The sequence below is a fragment of the Actinomadura madurae genome (assembly GCF_047130825.1).
GTDB lineage: Bacteria > Actinomycetota > Actinomycetes > Streptosporangiales > Streptosporangiaceae > Spirillospora > Spirillospora madurae.
Genome location: NZ_CP083237.1, coordinates 6,635,966 through 6,656,687 on the forward strand (window position 1 = coordinate 6,635,966; position 20,722 = coordinate 6,656,687).

Annotated in this window: 16 protein-coding genes; 6 read left to right on the forward strand and 10 right to left on the reverse strand. The window is 70.8% G+C overall.

What is annotated here, in order from left to right; translation table 11 throughout:
• Nucleotides 1–82 precede the first annotated feature (82 nt).
• Nucleotides 83–1,543 carry a CCA tRNA nucleotidyltransferase gene (locus K8Z49_RS30360; RefSeq protein WP_412515816.1) on the forward strand — a complete coding sequence of 487 codons (1,461 nt, stop codon included), beginning with the start codon at nt 83–85 and terminating at the stop codon, nt 1,541–1,543.
• A 20-nt stretch (nt 1,544–1,563) separates the two neighbouring features.
• Nucleotides 1,564–2,853, forward strand: a complete 1,290-nt coding sequence (locus K8Z49_RS30365) for an adenosylmethionine--8-amino-7-oxononanoate transaminase (RefSeq protein ID WP_075024960.1) — start codon at nt 1,564–1,566, stop codon at nt 2,851–2,853.
• Between the two features lie 2 nt (nt 2,854–2,855).
• On the opposite strand, the gene K8Z49_RS30370 is transcribed toward K8Z49_RS30365, so the two are convergent.
• From K8Z49_RS30370 to K8Z49_RS30390, 5 genes are all read right to left on the reverse strand, one after another.
• Complete coding sequence (locus K8Z49_RS30370) at nt 2,856–4,175, reverse strand: MFS transporter (RefSeq protein WP_412515817.1); 1,320 nt, start codon at nt 4,173–4,175, stop codon at nt 2,856–2,858.
• 90 nt (nt 4,176–4,265) lie between these two features.
• The gene (locus K8Z49_RS30375; protein ID WP_412515818.1) at nt 4,266–6,035 is read right to left on the reverse strand and encodes an ABC transporter substrate-binding protein; all 1,770 of its coding nucleotides are present in this window, start codon (nt 6,033–6,035) and stop codon (nt 4,266–4,268) included.
• A gap of 181 nt (nt 6,036–6,216) precedes the next feature.
• Nucleotides 6,217–7,296 carry an inositol-3-phosphate synthase gene (locus K8Z49_RS30380; protein ID WP_075024952.1) on the reverse strand — a complete coding sequence of 360 codons (1,080 nt, stop codon included), beginning with the start codon at nt 7,294–7,296 and terminating at the stop codon, nt 6,217–6,219.
• 72 nt (nt 7,297–7,368) lie between these two features.
• Nucleotides 7,369–7,992, reverse strand: a complete 624-nt coding sequence (locus tag K8Z49_RS30385; RefSeq protein ID WP_412515819.1) for a helix-turn-helix transcriptional regulator — start codon at nt 7,990–7,992, stop codon at nt 7,369–7,371.
• 987 nt (nt 7,993–8,979) lie between these two features.
• Nucleotides 8,980–9,291: a hypothetical protein gene (locus tag K8Z49_RS30390; RefSeq protein ID WP_412515820.1), complete on the reverse strand. Its 312-nt coding sequence runs from the start codon at nt 9,289–9,291 to the stop codon at nt 8,980–8,982.
• 321 nt (nt 9,292–9,612) lie between these two features.
• Between K8Z49_RS30390 and K8Z49_RS30395 the strand changes: the two genes are divergently transcribed.
• From K8Z49_RS30395 to K8Z49_RS30405, 3 genes are all read left to right on the forward strand, one after another.
• Complete coding sequence (locus K8Z49_RS30395) at nt 9,613–12,153, forward strand: transglycosylase domain-containing protein (RefSeq protein WP_412515821.1); 2,541 nt, start codon at nt 9,613–9,615, stop codon at nt 12,151–12,153.
• Between the two features lie 206 nt (nt 12,154–12,359).
• Nucleotides 12,360–15,038, forward strand: a complete 2,679-nt coding sequence (locus tag K8Z49_RS30400; protein ID WP_412515822.1) for a transglycosylase domain-containing protein — start codon at nt 12,360–12,362, stop codon at nt 15,036–15,038.
• Between the two features lie 115 nt (nt 15,039–15,153).
• On the forward strand, nt 15,154–16,590 hold the full coding sequence (locus K8Z49_RS30405) for a glycosyltransferase family 87 protein (RefSeq protein ID WP_412515823.1): 1,437 nt from the start codon (nt 15,154–15,156) through the stop codon (nt 16,588–16,590).
• Nucleotide 16,591: 1 nt separating this feature from the next.
• Here the strand turns inward: K8Z49_RS30405 and K8Z49_RS30410 are convergent, their stop codons facing one another.
• The gene (locus K8Z49_RS30410) at nt 16,592–17,518 is read right to left on the reverse strand and encodes a MerR family transcriptional regulator (RefSeq protein ID WP_021595786.1); all 927 of its coding nucleotides are present in this window, start codon (nt 17,516–17,518) and stop codon (nt 16,592–16,594) included.
• Nucleotides 17,519–17,652: 134 nt separating this feature from the next.
• Nucleotides 17,653–18,108, reverse strand: a complete 456-nt coding sequence (locus K8Z49_RS30415; RefSeq protein WP_412515824.1) for a hypothetical protein — start codon at nt 18,106–18,108, stop codon at nt 17,653–17,655.
• Nucleotides 18,109–18,419: 311 nt separating this feature from the next.
• Between K8Z49_RS30415 and K8Z49_RS30420 the strand changes: the two genes are divergently transcribed.
• On the forward strand, nt 18,420–18,887 hold the full coding sequence (locus tag K8Z49_RS30420; RefSeq protein ID WP_075024945.1) for a barstar family protein: 468 nt from the start codon (nt 18,420–18,422) through the stop codon (nt 18,885–18,887).
• A 4-nt stretch (nt 18,888–18,891) separates the two neighbouring features.
• Here the strand turns inward: K8Z49_RS30420 and K8Z49_RS30425 are convergent, their stop codons facing one another.
• The 3 genes from K8Z49_RS30425 to K8Z49_RS30435 form a co-directional block, all read right to left on the reverse strand.
• Nucleotides 18,892–19,278, reverse strand: coding sequence for a DUF4190 domain-containing protein (locus tag K8Z49_RS30425; protein WP_033334204.1), 387 nt, complete (start codon nt 19,276–19,278; stop codon nt 18,892–18,894).
• A gap of 202 nt (nt 19,279–19,480) precedes the next feature.
• A complete protein-coding gene (locus K8Z49_RS30430; RefSeq protein ID WP_021595782.1) occupies nt 19,481–20,248 on the reverse strand; it encodes a deoxyribonuclease IV in 768 nt (255 codons plus the stop codon).
• Nucleotides 20,249–20,296: 48 nt separating this feature from the next.
• The gene (locus K8Z49_RS30435; RefSeq protein WP_021595781.1) at nt 20,297–20,602 is read right to left on the reverse strand and encodes a hypothetical protein; all 306 of its coding nucleotides are present in this window, start codon (nt 20,600–20,602) and stop codon (nt 20,297–20,299) included.
• Nucleotides 20,603–20,722: the final 120 nt, after the last annotated feature.

A 20,722-nucleotide genomic window follows, 5' to 3' on the forward strand; every position in this document is an offset into this window, starting at 1 on the left:
GCCCCCGAAAGTACTCCCGCCCGAACCCCCGTGGATCGCCAGAAAGTCCTTTGTCAGCCCGTCAACCAAGGAAATACGCTCGATGGCCGTGCCTGACCAGAACGTGACCCCAGAGTCCTCGCGCCGCACCGCGATCGCCGAGCTGCTGCGCGGGATCGCGCCCGTGGCCGACGACCTCGGCGCCCGGTTCGCCGCGGCCGGTCACGAGCTGGCACTGGTCGGCGGGCCCGTCCGGGACGCGCTGCTGGGCCGTCCCACCAAGGACGTCGACCTGACCACCGACGCGCCGCCCGAGCGCACCCTGGAGATCATCCGCGGCTGGGCGGACGCGCACTGGACGATCGGCATCGACTTCGGCACCATCGGCCTCCGCAAGGACGGCGTCGAGCTGGAGATCACCACCTACCGCAGCGAGTCCTACGACCCGAAGTCCCGCAAGCCGGAGGTCTCGTACGGGACGTCCCTCGTGGAGGACCTGCGCCGCCGCGACTTCGCCGTGAACGCGATGGCGGCGCGGCTCCCCGGGCGCGAGTTCACCGACCCGTTCGGCGGCCTCACCGACCTGCGGCGCAAGGTGCTGCGGACGCCGGGCCTCCCCGAGGACTCCTTCAGCGACGACCCGCTGCGGATGATGCGCGGCGCCCGGTTCGCCTCGCAGCTGGGCTTCACCGTCGCCCCGGACGTCGTCCGCGCGATGAAGGACATGGCCGGCCGCATCGAGATCGTGTCGGCCGAGCGGGTCCGGGACGAGCTGTCCAAGCTGCTGTGCGGGGAGTACCCGCGGCAGGGCCTGGCGCTGCTCGTCGACAGCAACCTCGCCGCGCACGTCCTGCCCGAGCTGCCGAAGCTGCGCCTGGAGATCGACGAGCACCACCGGCACAAGGACGTCTACGAGCACTCGCTGATCGTCCTGGAGCAGGCGATCGCCCAGGAGGAGGACGGCCCCGACCTCATCCTGCGGCTGGCGGCGCTGCTGCACGACATCGGCAAGCCGAAGACCCGCCGGTTCGAGCCGGGCGGCCGGGTGTCGTTCCACCACCACGAGGTCGTCGGCGCGAAGATGGCCCGCAAGCGGCTCACCGCGCTGCGCTACCCGAAGGACGTCATCAACGACGTGTCCCGCCTCGTCGAGCTGCACCTGCGGTTCCACGGCTACGGCACCGGCGAGTGGACGGACTCGGCCGTCCGCCGCTACGTCCGCGACGCCGGGCCGCTGCTCAGCCGCCTGCACAAGCTGACGCGCGCCGATTGCACCACGCGCAACAAGCGCAAGGCCGACCGGCTGCGCCGCACCTACGACGACCTGGAGGCGCGGATCGAGCGTCTGGCGCAGGAAGAGGAGCTGGCCGCGATCCGCCCGGAGATCGACGGCAACGAGATCCAGGAGATCCTCGGCATCACCCCCGGCCCGCTCGTCGGGCGCGCCTACCGCTTCCTCCTCGACCTCCGCCTCGACCGCGGCCTCATCGGCAAGGACGCCGCCGCCGACGCCCTGCGCGCCTGGGCCGCCGAGGAGGGCATCACCACCGGCGGCGACGCGTGATCCCGCTGCGGCTGGGGCGGATGAGCCCCCGCGAGGCCGAGCGGATCGCGGAGTTCGACCGCGAGCACATCTGGCATCCGTACGCCCCGATGCCCGCGCCGGTGCCCGCCCTGCCCGTCGTCTCGGCGGACGGGGTGCGGCTCACCCTCGCGGACGGGACCGAGCTGATCGACGGCATGTCGTCCTGGTGGGCGGCCGTGCACGGCTACAACCACCCGAAGCTGAACGCCGCCGTCACCGGGCAGCTCGGCAAGATGGCGCACGTGATGTTCGGCGGGCTCACGCATCCGCCGGCCGTCCGGCTCGCCGAGCAACTCCTGGAGATCACCCCGGAGCCGCTGACCAAGGTGTTCTTCGCCGACTCCGGCTCGGTGGCCGTCGAGGTCGCGATCAAGATGGCGCTGCAGTACTGGCGGTCGCAGGGGCGTCCGGAGCGTCGCAGGCTCCTCACCGTCCGGGGCGGGTACCACGGCGACACGTTCGGCGACATGGCCGTCTGCGACCCGGTGAACGGGATGCACCACCTGTTCAGTGACATCCTCGACAAGCACGTGTTCGCGCCGCAGCCCCCGCTCGGGTACTCGGCCGACCCCGACGCGGCGTACCTGGACGAGCTGTCCCGGCTGGCGGCCGAGCACGCGGGCGAGCTCGCCGGGATCATCGCCGAGCCGATCGTCCAGGGCGCCGGCGGCATGCGCTTCTACGCGCCCGAATACCTGAGCGCCCTCCGCGACATCGCCGACGAGCACGGCCTGCTGTTGATCCTGGACGAGATCGCCACCGGGTTCGGCCGGACGGGGGAGCTGTGGGGCTGCGACCACGCCGAGGTCGTCCCCGACATCATGTGCCTCGGCAAGGCCCTGACCGGCGGATACATGACCATGGCGGCGACGCTGTGCACCGACCGGGTGGCGCACGGCATCACGTCCGGCGAGGCGGGCGTCCTCATGCACGGGCCCACGTACATGGCCAACCCGCTGGCCGCCGCCGTCGCGTCCGCGTCCATCGACCTCCTCCTCTCGCGCGACTGGCGGGACGAGGTCGACACCATCGAGGCGACCCTGACCAGCGAACTCGACGGCGCCGCCGCGTTCCCGGGGGTGGCGGATGTCCGCATCCTCGGTGCGATCGGGGTGGTGGAGGCGCGGGAGCCGGTGGACGTCGCGTCCGTCCAGGAGACCGCCATGGCGCACGGCGTCTGGCTCCGTCCCTTCGGCAAACTGATCTACACGATGCCGCCCTACGTCTGCACCGACGACGAGGTCCTGCACATCGCCGCCGCGCTCCGCGCGATCGCCGAATCGCTCTGAGGTCAGCGCAGGGCGTGGGCCGGCCGGCGCATGCGGGACGCGGCCGTCCGGTAGGCGACGGCGCCCGCGGCGTAGGCGGCGATCACCGCGAGGAGGGTGACGGTGGCGCGGCCGTCCGGGGGCAGCCAGGTGGCGGCGGCAGCGGCCGCCGCGGCGAACGTCGCGTTGAACAGCATGTCGTAGACGGCGAACACCCGGCCCCGGTAGGCGTCCTCGATCCCCTCCTGCAACGTCGTGTCGACGCACAACTTCACGCCCTGTGACACCACGCCGAGCAGGAAGGCGCCCGCCGCCCACGGACGTTCCGCGAACGGCGTCCCCAGAAGGAGCAGGCTCAGCGCCGCCCCGGCGAGCAGCCACGCCACCCACGCCTGCTTGCTGATCCGCCGCACCACAGGCGGCGTGATCAGCGCCGCCGCGAAGTACCCGGCGCCGGACACGCCCAGCATCAGCGCGAACGTCTCCAGCCCTCGGTCGGGGTCGTCGGCGAAGTGGTTCCGGCACAGCAGCAGCGTCATGATCAGGACGATGCCGTACAGGAACCGGTGGAATGAGATCGCGCCGAGCGCCAGCGCCGCCTGGGGCCGCCGCGCGATGTGCCGCGCCCCGTCCGCCAGCCCGTACAAAACGCCGCCGAGCGCCTCCACGGTCCGGGGCAGCTCCGCCCGCGGCGCCCCCGGCAGGGCGTCCTCGGCCGGGTGCGGACCGAGGAGCCGCCTCGGCAGCGTCGTCGCCGTCGCCCCCGCCAGCAGGAACAACGCCGCCGCGACCACGAGGATGGACGCCGTCCCGTCGTGCCCGGACCCGAACAGCCGCCGCAGCAGGTAGCCGACGCCCGCGCCGGCGAACGCGATGACCGTCCCGGACGTCACCGTGAACGCGTTCGCCGTCACCAGCTGATCCCGCCGCACCACGTGCGGCAGCGCAGCGGACAGCGCCGCGAGAAAGAACCGGTTGACCCCCAACACGACGAGAACGCCGAGGAAGAACCCCAGCCCGTCCTGCCCCGCAGCGACAAGGGCCGCGACAAGAAGCACCAAGACAGCGCGCACTACAGGCGTCCACACGAGGATCTGCCGCCGCTGCCACCGGTCGATGAACACGCCCGCGAACGGCCCGAGAGCCGAGTACGGCAGCAACGTCACCGCGAACGCCGCCGCGGCCTTCGTGGCCGTCGTCTGCCGCTCGGGCGAGAAGAACACGTACCCGGCCAGCGCCACCTGGAAGACGCCATCGCTGAACTGTGACGCGAGCCGCGTGCCGTAGAGCCGCCGAAAATCCCGCCCCCGCCGCAAGATCCCCCGCAACTCACCCGCTTCCACCCGATCACCCTACGTCCTCCCCCAACCCCCCAAACCCGCCCGCCGGCAGTTAGTGACGGGTGCCGGGCCGCTAGGCCCTGCGCCCGTCACTTACTGCAAAGACAACACCGTGTAGTCGTAGGCGGCGGTGGTAGGGAGGTAGCGGGCGTTGCGGACGCGGGAGGAGCGGAAGAGGGTCTGGGCGCGGTCGAGGAGGGGGACGATCGCGGCGTCTTCCATGATCTTCTGGTCGGCCTGCTGCCAGTAGCCGGCGGCGTGTTCGGCGTCGGGGGCGGTGAGGGCGGCGTCGATGAGGGCGTTGACCTGCGGGTTGTCGTAGCCGCCGTAGTTGGTGGAGTTCTGCCCGTAGGCGCGGCCGTCGAAGAGCGGCTGGACGATGGAGCGGCCGTTGTTGCCGTACCAGTCGGGCACCCAGCCGGGGGCGGCGATGTCCCAGGCGCCTTCGCGGGCGCGGGCGGGGACGGAGAGGGTGCCGGAGTAGAAGGAGCCGCCCGAGTCGGCGGTCAGTTCCGTCTTGACCCCGCAGGCGGCGAGGTTCTCGGCGATGGACTGGGCGATCAGCTTGTGGACGCTGTTCGTCCGGTACGGGAACTTCAGTTCGAGCCCGGAGTACCGCGTCTTGCCGAGCAGTTCGCGGCATTTGGCCGGGTCGCCGGACTCACCGGGTGTCGGGTAGTGGTTCAGGGCGGCGTATCCGGCGTTGCCGGACGGGATCACCGTGTGCAGTGGCTTCGCCACCGACGGCCCGCCGACGATCTTGATGAGGGCGCTGCGGTCGATGGCGTACTCCAGGGCCTGCCGGACGGCCCGGTCGCCGAGCGCGCCGCCGTTGTTGGGGCTGCGCAGGTTGAAGACGAGGTAGGGGCTGTTGTTCGGCGTCTCCCTGATCGCGAAGCGCGGGTCGTCACGCAGGTCCGGGATGGCGGACGTCGGGACGGGCTGGTCCCACGCGAGGTCGGCGACGCCCTGCTCGATCTGCTGCTGGACGGTCTCCGGCGAGTCCTGCCCGAGCGTGATCCGGATCTTGGCGACGTGGCGCTCGCGGAGGGGGTCGCTCGCCGCCCGCCAGGCCGGGTTGAGGGAGAGCACGTACGAGAGCCCCGGACGGTACTCGGTGATCTGGTACGGGCCGTTGGAGATCGTGTGCTGCCGGAACTCGGCGCTGTCCGGGACGTACGCGTCGTACTCCGTGGGCGCGGCGGCGGTGAACGGCAGCGACAGCAGGTTGAGGAAGTCGCTGGCGGGACGCTTCAGCCTGAACACGAGCGTCCTGTCGTCCTTGGCGCTGACGCCCTCGATGTCGTGGTCGCGCTGGTAGGCGGCGATCGCCCCGGCGTTCTTCGCGTCGACGGAGCCGAAGCCGCGGCAGAACTCGTCCATTCCCTTGAGCGTGGAGAGGTAGTAGCCCTTGCCGGAGGACGGCGACGCCGGGTTGCAGAGCCGTTCGAAGCCGCGGACGAAGTCGGGCGCGGTGACCGGGCGCGGCGGGCTCGTGTTCCACTGGACGCCGTCGCGGAGCCGCACCGTGTACGTGCGGCGGTCCTTGGAGATGTCGCCGTTCTCGCGCGTGGGGAGGCGGACGGCGACGTCGGGCCGGACGGGGATCGTCTCCTGGAAGTCGTTGGACGCGCGCGTTCCGAACAGCGTCCGGGCGAAGGTGCGCGCCAGCCCGTACGCGCCGACGCTGGACACCGACGCGGGGTCGAGGTGCTCGACGTCGGACGACCCGATGACGCGGAGCGTGCCGCCCTGGCGGGAGGCGCCGTCCGCGGAGGCGTCGTCACCCCCTCCCGCGCACCCGGCGATCCCCATCACGAGGCCCGCCAGCCCCACCGTCACCCTGAACATCTCGCGTGCCATCACGTTCCCCACCTCGAAGCTTCGGCACCTGGCGCGCAGTAACCGGCGGTGTCACAGTAGGGCCAGAGCGTGACAAAGGGCCGGTACATCACCGTTTTCTCACAGAAGTAAGGACGCCCTGACAGTGGGATGTCCACTGCCAGGGCGTCCTTTGGGAACTTTGTGATCAGACTCTCAGGGCTCAGCGCTCCACGTCGCCGCGGATGAACTTCTCCACCGCGTCGTGCGCCTGGTCGTCGTTGTACTGCTCGGGCGGCGACTTCATGAAGTAGGAGCTGGCCGACAGGATCGGGCCGCCGATGCCGCGGTCCTTGGCGATCTTGGCGGCGCGGACCGCGTCGATGATGACGCCGGCGGAGTTCGGGGAGTCCCAGACCTCCAGCTTGTACTCCAGGTTGAGGGGCGTGTCGCCGAACGACTTGCCCTCCAGCCGCACGTACGCCCACTTGCGGTCGTCCAGCCACGGCACGTGGTCGGACGGGCCGATGTGCACGTCCGCCTTGGCCATCTCGTGCGGGATCTGCGAGGTGACGGACTGCGTCTTGGAGATCTTCTTGGACTGGAGCCGCTTGCGCTCCAGCATGTTCATGAAGTCCATGTTGCCGCCGAAGTTGAGCTGGTACGTGCGCAGCAGCTCGACACCGCGGTCCTCGAACAGCCGGGCCATGACGCGGTGCGTGATCGTCGCGCCGACCTGCGACTTGATGTCGTCGCCGACGATCGGCACGCCCGCGTCGGTGAACTTCTGCGCCCACTCGGGGTCACTGGCGATGAACACCGGCAGCGCGTTCACGAACGCGACCTTGGCGTCGATCGCGCACTGGGCGTAGAAGCGATCGGCCTCCTCCGAGCCCACCGGCAGGTACGACACCAGGACGTCCACCTCGGCGTCCTTCAGCGCCTGCACCACGTCGACCGGCTTGGCGTCGGACTCCTCGACCATGTCCAGGTAGTACTCGCCGAGGCCGTCGAGCGTGTGCCCGCGCTGGACGGTCACCCCGGTCGGCGGCACGTCGGCGAACTTGATGGTGTTGTTCTCGCTGGCGTGGATGGCCTCGGACAGGTCCATCCCGACCTTCTTGGCGTCCACGTCGAACGCCGCCACGAACTCGACGTCGCCCACGTGGTAGTCGCCGAACTGGACGTGCATCAGGCCGGGGACTCGCGTGTCGGGGGCCGCGTCCTTGTAGAACTCGACACCCTGGACGAGCGAAGAGGCGCAGTTGCCCACACCCACGATGGCTACGCGCACCGAACCCATCCGGTTGCTCCTTCTCTGTTGCGGAACATGTGGTGTTTCACCCGCCCCCGAAGGCGCCGGGCCGCTCGTTGTTCAGCGGCCCTCGTCCCGAGGCATGTCCTGATCAATTCGCTTAGCTGACTGTGCTTGCAGTTCCTGCTCGGCACGCTCGCGCCCGATGAGCTCGTTGAGCCACCGGACCTCGCGCTCCACCGACTCCAGCCCGTGGTTCTGCAGCTCCAGGGTGTAGGAGTCGACCCGCTCGCGCGTTCGCGCCAGGGCGGCGCGGACGCTCTCCAGGCGCTCCTCCAGCCGGCTGCGCCGGCCTTCGAGGATCCGCAGCCGGACGTCGGCGCGGGTGTGCGAGAAGAAGGCGAAGTGCACGCCGAACCCCTCGTCCTCCCACGACGCCGGACCGGCCTCGGTCAGGAGCTGCTGGAGGCGCTCCTTGCCGTCGGCGGTGAGCTTGTAGACGATCTTCGACCGGCGGCTCTGCAGTGCCAGTGGCGGGTTCGGCTCCTCCGGCCGGTCCTCCATGATCAGCCCGTTGGCGAGCAGCTGCTTGAGGCACGGGTAGAGCGAGCCGTAGGAGAACGCGCGGAACATGCCCAGCAGGGCATTGAGCCGTTTGCGCAGCTCGTAGCCGTGCATCGGGGACTCGTGCAGCAGCCCGAGCACGGCGAGCTCCAGCACGCCCGCGCCCTTCTTGGCAGCCATCCCGGTCCCTCTTCCGCAGAGCCGATGTCTCGATCCGATGTATCGAGCGAATGTATCGGCTCGATACATCGACAAGATACGTAGCCCGGCCCCTCCTGGCAAGTGGCGATCTACCTGGGGCGGCTCGGCGGGGCCGCGGTCCCGCCTCCCGAATGCGGCGAATTCAGGGTGTATGTGGCGGAAATATGTCAAAGTTGCGCAAGGCGCTATCGGCCACGTCGTACGTACTCAGGAACGGGGACCCGAGCCCCGAGCGAGAGACGAGTAAGGAGGATCCGCCTACTCCGGGGGCGTTGACCGGCCGAAACGTACCTTCGCCGTGCACGCGCTCCCCCCGCTCACCAGCCCGCACAGTACTCTTCGGACGGCGCACGAGTCGCAACAAGGCCGGGGAGCCACCCCCGGCCCTCGGCAACACCCGTTGTCCCCTGTTGATGAGGTCGCGTGAGTAATCCAAGCCAGCCCCGACCGGAACCCGGGTCGCAGAGGCCGGGCGGGCAGCAGAACCCCCGTCCCGGCGACTCCGGCGAATCCGGCCTTCCGGGTGCCCACCGTGAGCCCGCCGGGTCGAACCCGGCGGGTCCGTCCGGCATGCCCCAGAACCCCGGCCCGCCCGGCCCGTCGGAGAGCCCCGGCTTCATGGCCGGCTCCTCCGGCCCCGCCGCGTCGCCGGGGCCGCTCGGCGGCACCGCGCCCAATCCCGCGCTCCCGTCCCCGCCGTCCAGGGGCCGCCACGCGGCGCAGCCCCCGCCCGCCGACCCGGGCCCGATGGGCACCCCAGGCCCCCAGGACCCCCCGCTCGGCGGCCCGAGCGCCGGCGGCCACGACCCGCTGGCCGGCCCGCTCGGCGGCCCGGCTGATCAGGGTGCGTTCGGCGGTCCGGGCGCAGGCAACGCCGCGGGCGGCCAGGGGCCGCTCGGTGGCCCCGGTGACCAAGGTGGGTTCGGCGGCCCGAGTGGCTCAGGCCCGATGGGCGGCCAGGATCCGCTAGGCGCCCCGCTCGGTGGCGTGGCCGATCAGGGTGCGTTCGGCGGTCCGAGCGCCGGTCCTGCCGCAGGCGGTCAAGGTCCGCTGGGTGGTCCCGGTGGCTCCGGCCCGATGAGCGGCGATCCGCTGGGCGCCCCGCCTGGTGGCGCGGCTGAACAGGGCGGATTCGGTGGTCCGGGTGCGGGTGGTGCCCCGGGTGGCCAAGGTCCGCTTGGCGGCGGTGACCAAGGTGCTCTTGGCGGTCCTGGGAACTCGGGGCCGATGGGTGGACGGGAGCCGCTGGCCGGTCCGCCCGGCGGGGTGCCTGATCAAGGTGCTTTCGGTGGTCCGTTCGGTGCTCAGAGTGGTCCTGGCGGCGGTGCGCCTGGCGGTCAAGGGCCGCGGGTCGGGCCGGGTGAGGCCGCTCCCTCTGGCCCCAGCGGTTCTGGGGCGCTTGTGCCTTCGAACGGGCCCCGGATGGGCAACGCGCCCGGCGGGCCGGGTAACTCGGGGACGCCTAACGGCCTTGGCATGGGGGGCGTTCCGGGCGGACCGGGCGGACCGGGCGGACCGGGTGGACCGGGTGGACCTGGTGGGCCAGGCGGGCCAGGCGGGCCAGGCGGGCCCGGGGCGTTCGGTGCGCCGGGCGGCGGTATGGCCGGGCCCGGGATGGGCGCCCCGGCGGGGTTCGGTCCCGCGCCGAAGCCCGGGGTGAAGGAGAAGCTCGGCGAGCTCGGGAAGATCGGGCAGGACCTCGGTTCGAAGGTGACCGCGAAGTTCCGCGGTGGTGGGGTGCGCGCGGCCAACCGGTCGACCGGCCCCGGAGGCCCCGGCGGACCCGCAGGGCCCGGCGGGCCCGGGGGACCTGGCGGGCCGGGCGGGCCCGGTCCGCAGGGGCCCCCTGGGAAGAAGGGGTTCCTCGGGCATCTGCGGTCCCGGGAGACGGGGTGGCGGCGGTTCATCCCGTCCTGGAAGATCGTGGCCGGGGTCTGCGGGCTCGGCATCGCGGCGTTCGTCACGCTGATCTGGGTGGCGTACGCGAACACGCCGACGCCCAAGGAGCCGACGGTCGCGGGCGTCGAGGACCAGGCGTCGATCTTCTACTACACCGACGGAACCGAGATCGGCCGGATCGGCAAGAAGCGGCAGAGCGTCGAGCTGGCCAAGGTGCCGCCGCACGTCCAGAACGCGGTGCTAGCGGCGGAGAACCGGAGTTTCCGCACCGACCCCGGGTTCTCGGTGAAGGGCACGACGCGGGCGGTGTGGGACAACCTGACCGGCGGGTCGGGCGGCGGGTCCACGATCACCCAGCAGCTCGCGAAGAACTACTACTCCGACCCGAACAACCGGACCGTCAGCCGGAAGTTCAAGGAGCTGTTCATCTCGCTGAAGCTGGAGGACGAGCACTCCAAGGACGAGATCCTCAAGCTCTACCTGAACACCATCTACATGGGCCGGGACACCTACGGCATCCAGGCGGCGTCGCGCGAGTACTTCGGCACGGACGTGTGGAAGCTCCGGCCGGACCAGGCCGCCCTGCTCGGTGGCATCATCCAGAACCCGAACCGGGATCCGGGGGAGAAGGCCAACCAGGCGTGGACGACCGCGAGGTACCAGTACACGCTCAAGGGCATGGTCGCGATGGGCAAGCTCAGCCAGGCCGATGCCGCCAAGTACATGCAGCGCCTGCCGAAGATCAGTAAGGCCGGCACCAGCGACCAGCTCTACGGCGGCCAGCGCGGCTACATGCTGATGCGGGCCAAGGAGGAGCTCCGCCGGCTGAAGATCGCCGACAAGGAGCTGACGACCAAGGGCCTGCGCGTCTACACGACGTTCGACCGCAAGAAGATGGCGATGGCCAAGCGGGCGGCCGAGCGCACGGTCCCCCAGGTGAACCCGAAGAAGCTGGCGAAGAAGAAGATCCGCGTCGGCCTGATCTCGGTGAACACCGCGAACGGGGAGGTCGTCGCGTTCTACGGCGGTCCCGACTACCTGGACCAGTCCTTCAACAACGTGTGGCAGGGCTCGGCGCAGGCGGGGTCGGCGATGAAGCCGTACGTCCTCGCGACGGCGCTGAAGCAGAACTACAGCCTGAAGAGTCTCGTGGAGGGACGGTCGAAGACACCGATCGGCCCGGAGGGCAACGTGGTGTCGAAGGACGACCCGAATGCGGTGATCGTCCCGAACAGCCATGACGTGGGCCCGGCGATCAATCTGGTCAAGGCGACGCAGGACTCGGTGAACACCGCGTTCATCCAGCTGATGGGCAAGGTGGGCATCGAGGAGGTCATCAAGACCGAGACCGACGCCGGCATCGAGTCCGAACTGCTGAAGCCGCACGCGTGCTGCCTGAACCTGGCGCTCGGCGTCAACAACATCCGCCCGGTCGAGCAGGCGGCGGGGTACGCGGTGTTCGCCAACGGCGGCGTGTACCACCAGCCGCACGTGATCCGCACGGTGAAGGCGTCCGACAACAAGACGGTCCGGCTGAAGCCGAACTACGAGAAGCGCCGCGTCTTCAGCCCGAAGGTCGCCGCGGACGCGACGTACGCGATGCAGCAGGTCATCCGGGGCGGTACCGCGACGGCGGCGGCGCTGCCGGACGGGCGCCAGGCCGCGGGCAAGACCGGCACGACCGACCGGAACGTCTCGTCGTGGTTCGTCGGGTACGTCCCGCAGGTCTCGACGGCGGTGACGATCTTCAACGACTCGGTGGGGCCGGACGGGAAGAAGAAGTCGGTGATCCTGCCGGGGATCGGCGAGGTGGAGGGCGGCACGATCCCCGCCCGCATCTGGCGGTCCTACATGGCGAACGCCGTGCAGGGCATGGAGCCCCAGGCGTTCCCGCCGCCGGTGTGGGGCGGGATCGTCCAGAAGTGGGCGAAGCCGCCGGAGAAGAAGAAGGACAAGCGGCCGCCGTGGTGCGACAGCCCGATCGGCCGGTTCGATCCGCGCTGCCAGGGCGGCAACGGCGGCGGTCCGGGCGGCGGTCCCGGCGGCGGCAACCTGCCGCCCTGCCAGTCGCCGTTCCAGAACGGCAACTGCGACCCGAACAAGCCGCCGAGCAACCCGCCGCCGCGGTGGTGGTGCCAGATGCACCAGGGCGACCCCGCCTGCCGGAACAGGCGGGGCGGCCGCGAGGCCGAGACCGAGAGCCTGCGCCCGCTGTCCCTGCTGTCGAGACCGCCGGAATGAACCGGCGGACCCTCCCGAGCCGAACCGTCCAGTGGAGATTGGGGGTGTGACATGAAGCATCTTCGTGAATTGCCGCACGCCAGCGGTCATGACCGTGTGCGTCCGTCCGCTCTGGGGGAGGCGAGCCTCGCCTCATCGCCCCCCGCGGCTCCGGGGGCACAGTACGCTCGGACGACGCACAGCCGTCCCCCAGTTGATGAGGCCGCGTGAGTAACCCAAGCCGATACGGACCGGACTACGGAGAGAGCCCCGGCCGGAGGGGCGCCCCCCGCCCCGGCTCATCCGGTGCGCCCGCGGGCGGGCAGCGCGGCGGGCCGGCGGGCTCGCCGACCCCCGGCCGCACGCCGGCGCGCCCCGGCGGCAGGCCGGGCGGGCGCGGCGGCCCCGCGCGGGCCGGTGCCCCCGGCGGCGGCGCCCGCCGCCGCGGTGCGCCCGCGGCGATGCGTTCCGGCGGCGCGGGCCGTCCCGTCAAGCGCAACGGCCCCGGCGGCCCCGGCGGCCCTGGAGGCCCCGGTGGGCCGGGCGGTCCCGGCGGGCCCGGCGGCGGTGGCGGCGGCGGGGACGACGGTTTCTGGGGCGGGGACGACGGCGGACGGAGAGGCCTCAAGAGGAAGAAGCGGGCCGACGGCGAGGCCAAGACCGGCTGGCGGCGGTACGTCCCGAACTGGAAGATCGTGGTCGCCGTCATCAGCGTGATGATCCTCGGCATGGCCACGCTCACCGTCGTCGCGTACGCCAACACCCCGCTCCCGACGCAGGCGCAGCAGGCCGCGCTCCAGAAGGAGTCGAGGATCACCTACAGCGACGGCTCGACGCTCGCCCGGATCGGCACCCACCGCGAGCCCGTCCCGCTCAAGAACATCCCGAAGGTCGTCCAGGACGCGGTGCTCGCGGCCGAGGACCGCGGCTTCTGGCACGAGCCCGGCATCTCGCCGGCCGGCATCGTCGGCGCGGTGTACCGGGCCGGGACCGGCGGCGGGGTCGCGGGCGCCTCGACGATCACCCAGCAGCTGGCCCGGAACTACTGGGCGAACCTCAGCCAGGACCGCACGGCCAGCCGCAAGATCAAAGAGATCTTCATCTCCATCCGCATGGGCAAGGAGATGGAGAAGAGCGAAGTCCTGGAGCTGTACCTCAACACCGTCGCGTTCGGGCGCCACTCGTACGGCATCCAGGCGGCGTCCCGCGCCTACTTCCGCAAGCCGGTCGACAAGATCACCGTGTCGGAGGCGGCGATGCTCGCCGCGATGATCCAGCAGCCGTACTACTTCCGCACGCGCGGCCCGGAGTCGCACCCGGCCAAGAAGGCTCTGGTCGACCGCTGGAACTACGTCCTCGACGGGATGGTGAAGGAGGGCTGGCTCGACTCGTCCCAGCGCGCGGCGGCGAAGTTCCCGCTGACGCAGGAGGACTGGAGCGACGCCCCGGACGACCCCAACGTCGGCTACCTCCAGGACCGCGTGATCGCCGAGCTCAACGCGCTCGGCATCGACCAGCGGATGCTGGACCAGGGCGGCCTGCAGATCAAGACCACGTTCGACAAGCGGTTGCAGGAGTACACCAACCGGGCCGTCGCGAAGATCAAGAAGGACAACGGTCTCGGCAGCGACATCAAGTTCGGGCTCGCCGCGGTCAACCCGGCGACCGGTGGCGTGGTGGCCGCCTACGGCGGTCCCAACTACCAGAAGTCGCAGTTCGACAACTCCTTCCAGGGCCGGGTGCAGCCGGGTTCGTCGTTCAAGCCGATCGTGCTCGCCACGGCGCTCGACCAGGGCATCAGCCTGAAGACGACGATGGACGGCAGCTACAAGCGGAACATCGCCGGCGCGACCTTCACCAACGACGCCCGCCACGAGAACGGCATCTACAACCTCAAGCAGATGACGGCGATGTCGATCAACACGGCGTACGTCGAGCTCGGGCAGAAGGTGCAGCTGGGCAACGTCGTGGAGATGGCCAAGAAGATGGGCATCCCCGCCAACACCCCGAGCCTCAAGGACGACATCACGTCCCTGCCGCTCGGCGTCATCGACACCACCCCGGTCACGATGGCGTCGGTCTACTCGACCTTCGCGGCGGGCGGGAAGCACCGCGACGCCCATGTCATCGAGGAGATCAGGCGGAGCGACGGCCAGCCGATCGTGAGCAGCAAGACCCACAAGGTCGTGAACAAGAATCCCTGGGGCAAGAAGGTCACCCAGGCATTCGACGAGGGCGTCGCGGCGGACGCCACGTCCGCCATGCAGGCGGTCGTCCAGTCCGGTACCGGTACCCGCGCGAGCCTCGGCTCCCGTCCGGTCGCCGGTAAGACCGGTACGACGGACGAGAACAAGTCCGCCTGGTTCGTCGGCTACACGCCGGAGCTGTCGACGTCGGTGGCCATGTGGCGCGAGGACAAGAACCGCAACCGCAAGTCGCTGATCGGTGTCGGCGGCTACAACCAGGTCTACGGTGGTACGGTCCCGGCCGAGCTGTTCAAGGTCTTCATGCTGAAGGCCCTGGAGGGCAAGGACATCACCCAGTTCCCGCCGCCGGTCAACGGCGGTGAGATCGCCCCCTGGGCGAAGGCGCGGCCGCAGCCGACCACGTCGCCGTCGCCGACGCCGTCCAACACGCCGACCTGCCAGCCGGGGCAGCAGCAGGGCCAGCAGCCGGGCCAGCAGCCGGGCCAGGGCTGCCAGTCGTCGCAGCCGGGACCGTCGAGCACGCCGACGATCCCCCAGCCCGGTCAGGGCCGGCCGTGCACGGAGGCCGAGTACAACATGCCGATCAACTGCAACCCGGACCTTCCTCCCACCGGCGACAAGGACTGGTGGTGCGCGAAACCCGAGAACCGGAACGACCCGGTCTGCCGGAACGAGAACGAGCAACCGAACGGCGCCTAGCCGCGGCGTGAACGGGACGGCCCGGAGCCTGCGACGGCTCCGGGCCGTCCCGTTTCGATCAAGGATTCGGTCCGTGTTGATCGCCCCCGGGGCGGGACCAATAGTCTTGCTGTCCATGTCGTCGTCTACGGAAAGGGTCGCGATGTCCGCCGACGGCGACCCGGCGGAGGGGCCCGGCCGGTTCAAGCGGCTCGTCCCGGTGCTGGCGGGCCTCACCGTGCTGGTCTGCCTGCTCGGCCGATTGCAGAAACAGCCGTGCGCGTCGGTGCGGTTCGACTTCCTGAAGACGACGGAGAACGCCTGCTACACCGACATCTATCCGCTCTACTACGTGCGCGGGCTCGCCGACGGGAAGATCCCGTACTTCGACACGTTCACCGGCTCCGACATCCGCTACGTCGAGTACCCGGTGCTGAGCGGCGGCTTCATGCAGCTGGCCGCGTGGCTGGTGAGGCCGTTCGGCGCGGACGCGCGCGGGATGGCGTTCTTCAACGTCACCGTGTTCCTGCTCGCCGTCCTCGCGGTCGTCACCGTCCTCGCCACCGCCTACGTCGCCGGACGGCGCTCGTTGCGCACCGGGCTGATGGTGGCGCTGTCCCCCGCGCTGCTCCTCACCGCGTACATCAACTGGGACCTGCTCGCGGTGGCGCTGTCGGCGCTGGCGCTGGCCGCGTGGTCGGCGCGCCGCCCCGCCCTCGCCGGGGGCCTGCTGGGGCTGGCTATCGCGGCGAAGTTCTACCCGCTGCTGTTCCTCGGCCCGCTCGTGCTGCTGTGCGTCAGGGCGGGGCAGTGGCGCCCCATGGGACGGATGCTCGCCGGCACCGCCGCCGGCTGGCTCGCCGCCAACCTCCCCGTGATGCTCTTCGCGTGGGACGGCTGGAAGGAGTTCTACACCTTCAGCCAGGGACGCGGCATCGACTGGGGCTCGATCTTCTTCGTCCTCCAGAACCACGGGCTGGAGAAGCCCGCGACCGACACCGACCTGCTCAACCTCCTCGGGACGGGAACGTTCCTCGTCCTCGCCGCCGGGATCGCCGTCCTCGCCCTGACCGCGCCGCGCCGGCCGCGCGTGCCGCAGCTGATGTTCCTCGTGCTCGTCGCGTTCATGCTGCCGAACAAGGTCTGGTCGCCGCAGTACGTGCTGTGGCTGCTGCCGCTGGCGGTGCTGGCGCGGCCGAAGCTGCCCGCGTTCGTCGTCTGGCAGCTCGGCGAGATCGCCTACTTCTTCGGCATCTGGTGGTTCCTGCTCTCGGTGTCCGGGCAGACGCCGGGCGCCGACCTGTCCGGGACGATGTCGGCGGTGCTGAGCCTGGACGCGCCGGAGGGCGGCATCAGCCAGGACGTCTACTCGCTGGCGCTGCTCGCCCGGTTCACCACCGTGCTCCTGATGGCGGCGCTGGTGGTGTGGGACATCCTGCGCCCGTCCGGTGACGCCGTCCGGGCGGACGGCGTGGACGATCCCGCCGGCGGCGTCCTCGACGGGGCGGTCGACCTGGTGTCGCTGGGACGCTGGCGCGGCGCCCACCACGCCCGCGTCCCGGTGACACCCTGACTCAGGCGCGCAGCGCCTCGATGAACCACTCGAACGCCGGCGTCAGCGTCGGCGGGATGGGCCAGCCGTTGATGACGGCGAGCAGCTGCCAGTACCGCTCCGCCCGCCGGTCGTTGCCGATCTCCATGCGGGCCAGCAGCTCGCGGCGGAAGGCGGCGTCGTCGGTCGCGCCGGACGCGTCGGCGTAGGCGCGGGCCAGCTCGTCCACGATGGGGCGGGCCTCGTCCGAGTCGGGCGCGATCCCGTCGGCGAGGGCCTGCCCGGCCTTCTCCACCGTCAGGTCGGCGAGGCGTTGCGGGTCGTCCGGGACGGTCTGCCGTCCCATCTCGGCGGCCTGGAACTCGGCCATCCGCCGCACCGACGCCCGGAAACCGGGGTCGCCGACCAGTTCGGCCAGCTCCACCCAGGCGTCGACCTGCTCGGGCTCGGGGTCGTCCGGCAGGTCCGGCAGGGCGGCCCGCATCTTCTCCGCGAAGCCGGGGTGGACGTCGAGACCGGCGAACGACTCGTCGATGAAGTCGGTGATGATGCGCCGCCGCTCCTCGTCGGACAGCCGGGCGAGCTTGTGCATGAGTTCGATCTCCTCAGGGTTCGATCCGCGTTTCGCCACCGCCCGCAGCACGGCCCGGCGCAGCCGGAGCGTGCGGATCTGCACGTCCAGCGCCTCCGCGTGCGCCGCCGCGACCTCCCCGACGCCGACCTCGCGGTCCAGCACGCGCCGGACGGTGCCGAGGTCGACGCCGAGGTCGCGCAGCGTCCGCACGAGGTCGAGGCGCGCGGCGGCGTCCGCGTCGTAGAGCCGGTAGCCGGCGTCGGTGCGGCGGGTGGGCGGCAGGACACCCGCGTCGGAGTAGAACCGGATCGTCCGCACCGAAAGCCCGGTGCGCCGCGCCAGCTCCCCGATCGTGTACACGGTGTCGCCTTCCATGCCCCTCACCCTGGGGCCTCCAGCCACTGGAGACTCAAACCCGGATTCATCATGCCCGCGGAAGCGCGCGCGGGAGACGCATGGCGGAGGCCCGTCCGGCAGGATCGCCGGGACGGGCCTCCGGGGGTGCGGGGTCAGCCGTCGTAGGCGGGGTCGGCGACCGTCGGGGTGGTGCCTTCGCGCCGGGCGCGGCGGACGTCCTGGACGAACTCGCGCGAGAACATCGCGGACAGGGTGGCGACCCCGCCGCGGTGGACGCGGATCTCCCCGTGCCGGATCTCGCCGGTGACGCGGACCGTCCGGCCGCCGCCGTTCTCGCCGGTCCAGTCCTTGACCCGGCCGCGGCCGGTGTAGCGCAGGTCCCAGTGGTCGATGCGGGCGTCCTGCGGGACGAGCAGCTTCACCATCGCGTGGTCGAGGCCGACCCCGACCTCGATGTCGCCGTCCGGGATGCGCGGGGACCGCAGGTCGAGGACGACCATGCCGCGGCGGGCGCGCACCTCGAAGCGGCGGTCGTCCGTCCAATGGCCGAGCTTCTTGACGGTCTCGTAGTGGGCCTGGACGCGGGTGGCGGTGGGCGTGGTGTTCATCTCTGTGTTCCTTCCGGAATCGGGCAACTACCTCGCTCCGAGAGTTGCTCTGAAATTGAGCATCTCTTAAATCGAGAGAATACGGAACGACGAGAGACGCTGTCAAGGTCGGGAAATCGGCGCTGCTCAGCGCGTCATGGGCGGGACCGCGTCGGGTGCCCGTGCGGCGATCGCCGGGCGCTCCGGCGGTCGTGGCCGGAACGTGCCCATGTTGGGGGATTTTGCGGCGGATGTCCGGGAAATGATCGCCGCGGGCGGGTCGACCCGGACCCCGCGCGCCGCAGGAACGCACGACACTGCCGGGAGATGACGTGGACGCGAACCAAGCACTGACCGAGCTGCTCGCGGGACGGCTGGAGCCGGGCGTCTACCAGTGGCGGACGCCGCCGGTGCCGGGCGCGGTCGGCGACACGAGCTGGATCGGCAGGGCCGAGGAGGCCGGCTGGCGCGGCTTCTACCTCGACGGACGCCGCGCGCGGACGGAGGAGTCGTTCCTGCGCCTGTGCGGCGGCGCGTTCGAGCTGCCCGAAGGGGCGGGAACCGGCTGGGACGACCTCGGCGAGTACCTCAAGGACCTGTCCTGGACGCCGGCCAAGCACGGCTACATGGTGCTGTACGAGTCGTGGGCCGAACTGGCCGACACGGACCCGGCGTCGCTGCGCGCCGTCCTGGACGTCTTCGCCGGAGCGGTGAAGGCCTGGCGGGACACCCCCACCCCCATGACCGTGCTGATGTCGAGCGTCGGCGTGGAGGTGGCGGGCGTTCCCCGGCTCGCCTGAACGGTCAGTACGTGCTGCTGGTCGCGGCGCCGCTGCCCACGATCATCGCCCACAGGCCGATGTAGAAGATCCAGAAGATGATCCATCCCGCGGACACGATGTAGCCGAGGACGAGTCCGGCGACGGCCATGCCGTGGCCGCCCTCGCGCGTCCGCTTGATCTGGTTCAGCGAGATGTGCCCGAAGATGACCGCGAGGATCGACGTCAGACCGCAGGCGAAGAAGCCGATGAGCCCGCACACCAGCGACGCGGTCGCCATCCCGTTGGTCGGCGCGGTGGCCGGCACCGACGACCCGTAGTAGTGGTGCTGGACCGCGGGCTGCTGTGAGTAGGACTGGGCGTAGGGGTCCTGCGCTCCATAGCCGTAGGGGTCGTAAGGGGGCTGTGCCATGAGCATCCCGATCGGTCTGCGCGCCCGCCGCCAGAGTGGACACGCGTGCGCTGAGGGCTGGGTTCCGGATTATGCCAGTGTGACGTGACCTTCGGATTTTGTCGTCCGGCTTGACCTACGCGGTTTTCCGTCACGACCCGTTAGATGCCGTGCGCGGCACGCTGGTTCCCCACCCTGGGCGAAGATCCATCCGGCGGCCGCGTCAGATCTTCGACCGCAGCCACGCGATGTCGTCGGACTGGCCCGCCGCCGGCGTCTCCACCACGACCGGGGCGTTCGCCGCCCGGACGACACCGAGGATCAGCTCGGGATCGATGCTCCCGCTGCCGAGGTTGGCGTGCCGGTCGGCGCCAGATCCGAACGCGTCCCGGCTGTCGTTGCAGTGCACCAGGTCGATGCGGCCGGTTATGGCCTTGATCCGGTCGACGGCGTCGACGAGCTCCTCCCCCGCCGCGTGCGCGTGGCACGTGTCGAGACAGAAACCGATCTTGCCGTCCAGCCCCGGAACGCCGGACAGCACCTCCCACAACCGGGCGATCCGGTCGAACTTGCGCGCCATGGCGTTGCCGCCGCCCGCGGTGTTCTCGATGTAGACCGGAATCGGACACTCGACGCGCTCGAACACCTTGCGCCAGTTCTCGAAGCCGGTCTCCGGGTCGTCGTCCTTCAGGACGTGCCCGCCGTGCACGATCAACGCCTTCGCGCCGATGGAGGCCGCCGCCTCCAGCTGCTGCGTGAGGTTCTTGCGGCTCGGGATCCGGATCCGGTTGTTGGACGTGGCCACATTGATCGTGTACGGAGCGTGCACGTAGACGTCCACGCCGGAACCCGCCAGCGCCTCGACGCCCTCCGGCAGGACGGGCTTCTTCCACCCCTGCGGATCGCCCAGGAAGAACTGGACGACGTCGGCGCCGACCGCGCGGGCGTTGTCGAGCGGGTTGTTCTGGTCGACATGGGCTCCGATGCGCATGCCCACGAGCCTAGCCGCGCACCACGACAGCGCGGGCGGGCTCCGCGGTCAGAGGGAGAACCCGCCGTTGCTCAGCGCGAACCCGGCGCCGATGAACGCGGCGATCATCCCGATCACGTTCAGCCAGCGCTCGTTCGTCGTCGCCGACACCATCTGGGAGTACAGGGCCAGCGGCAGCCCGATCGTGCCCAGCACCGCGCCGAAGAAGTGCGTTTCCGGGATCCACCCGAGGACCAGGGCCGCGAGCCCGACGGTGACGGACGCCAGAGCGAGCACGTCCTGCATCCGGTGCGGCTGTGACTCGGCCTGCGCGCGGGCGGCGGACGGCCGCGAGCCGGTCGCCTCCTGTGGCATGGACTCCTCCTCGTCAGCTGATGGCCCCCGCGCCTGGGGCGCACGGTGAGCGCGGGACCGGACGGACCATGTGGGTAAAGAAATGCCCAGCCGAGCAAGAGATCAACCGGCGGGGGTGCG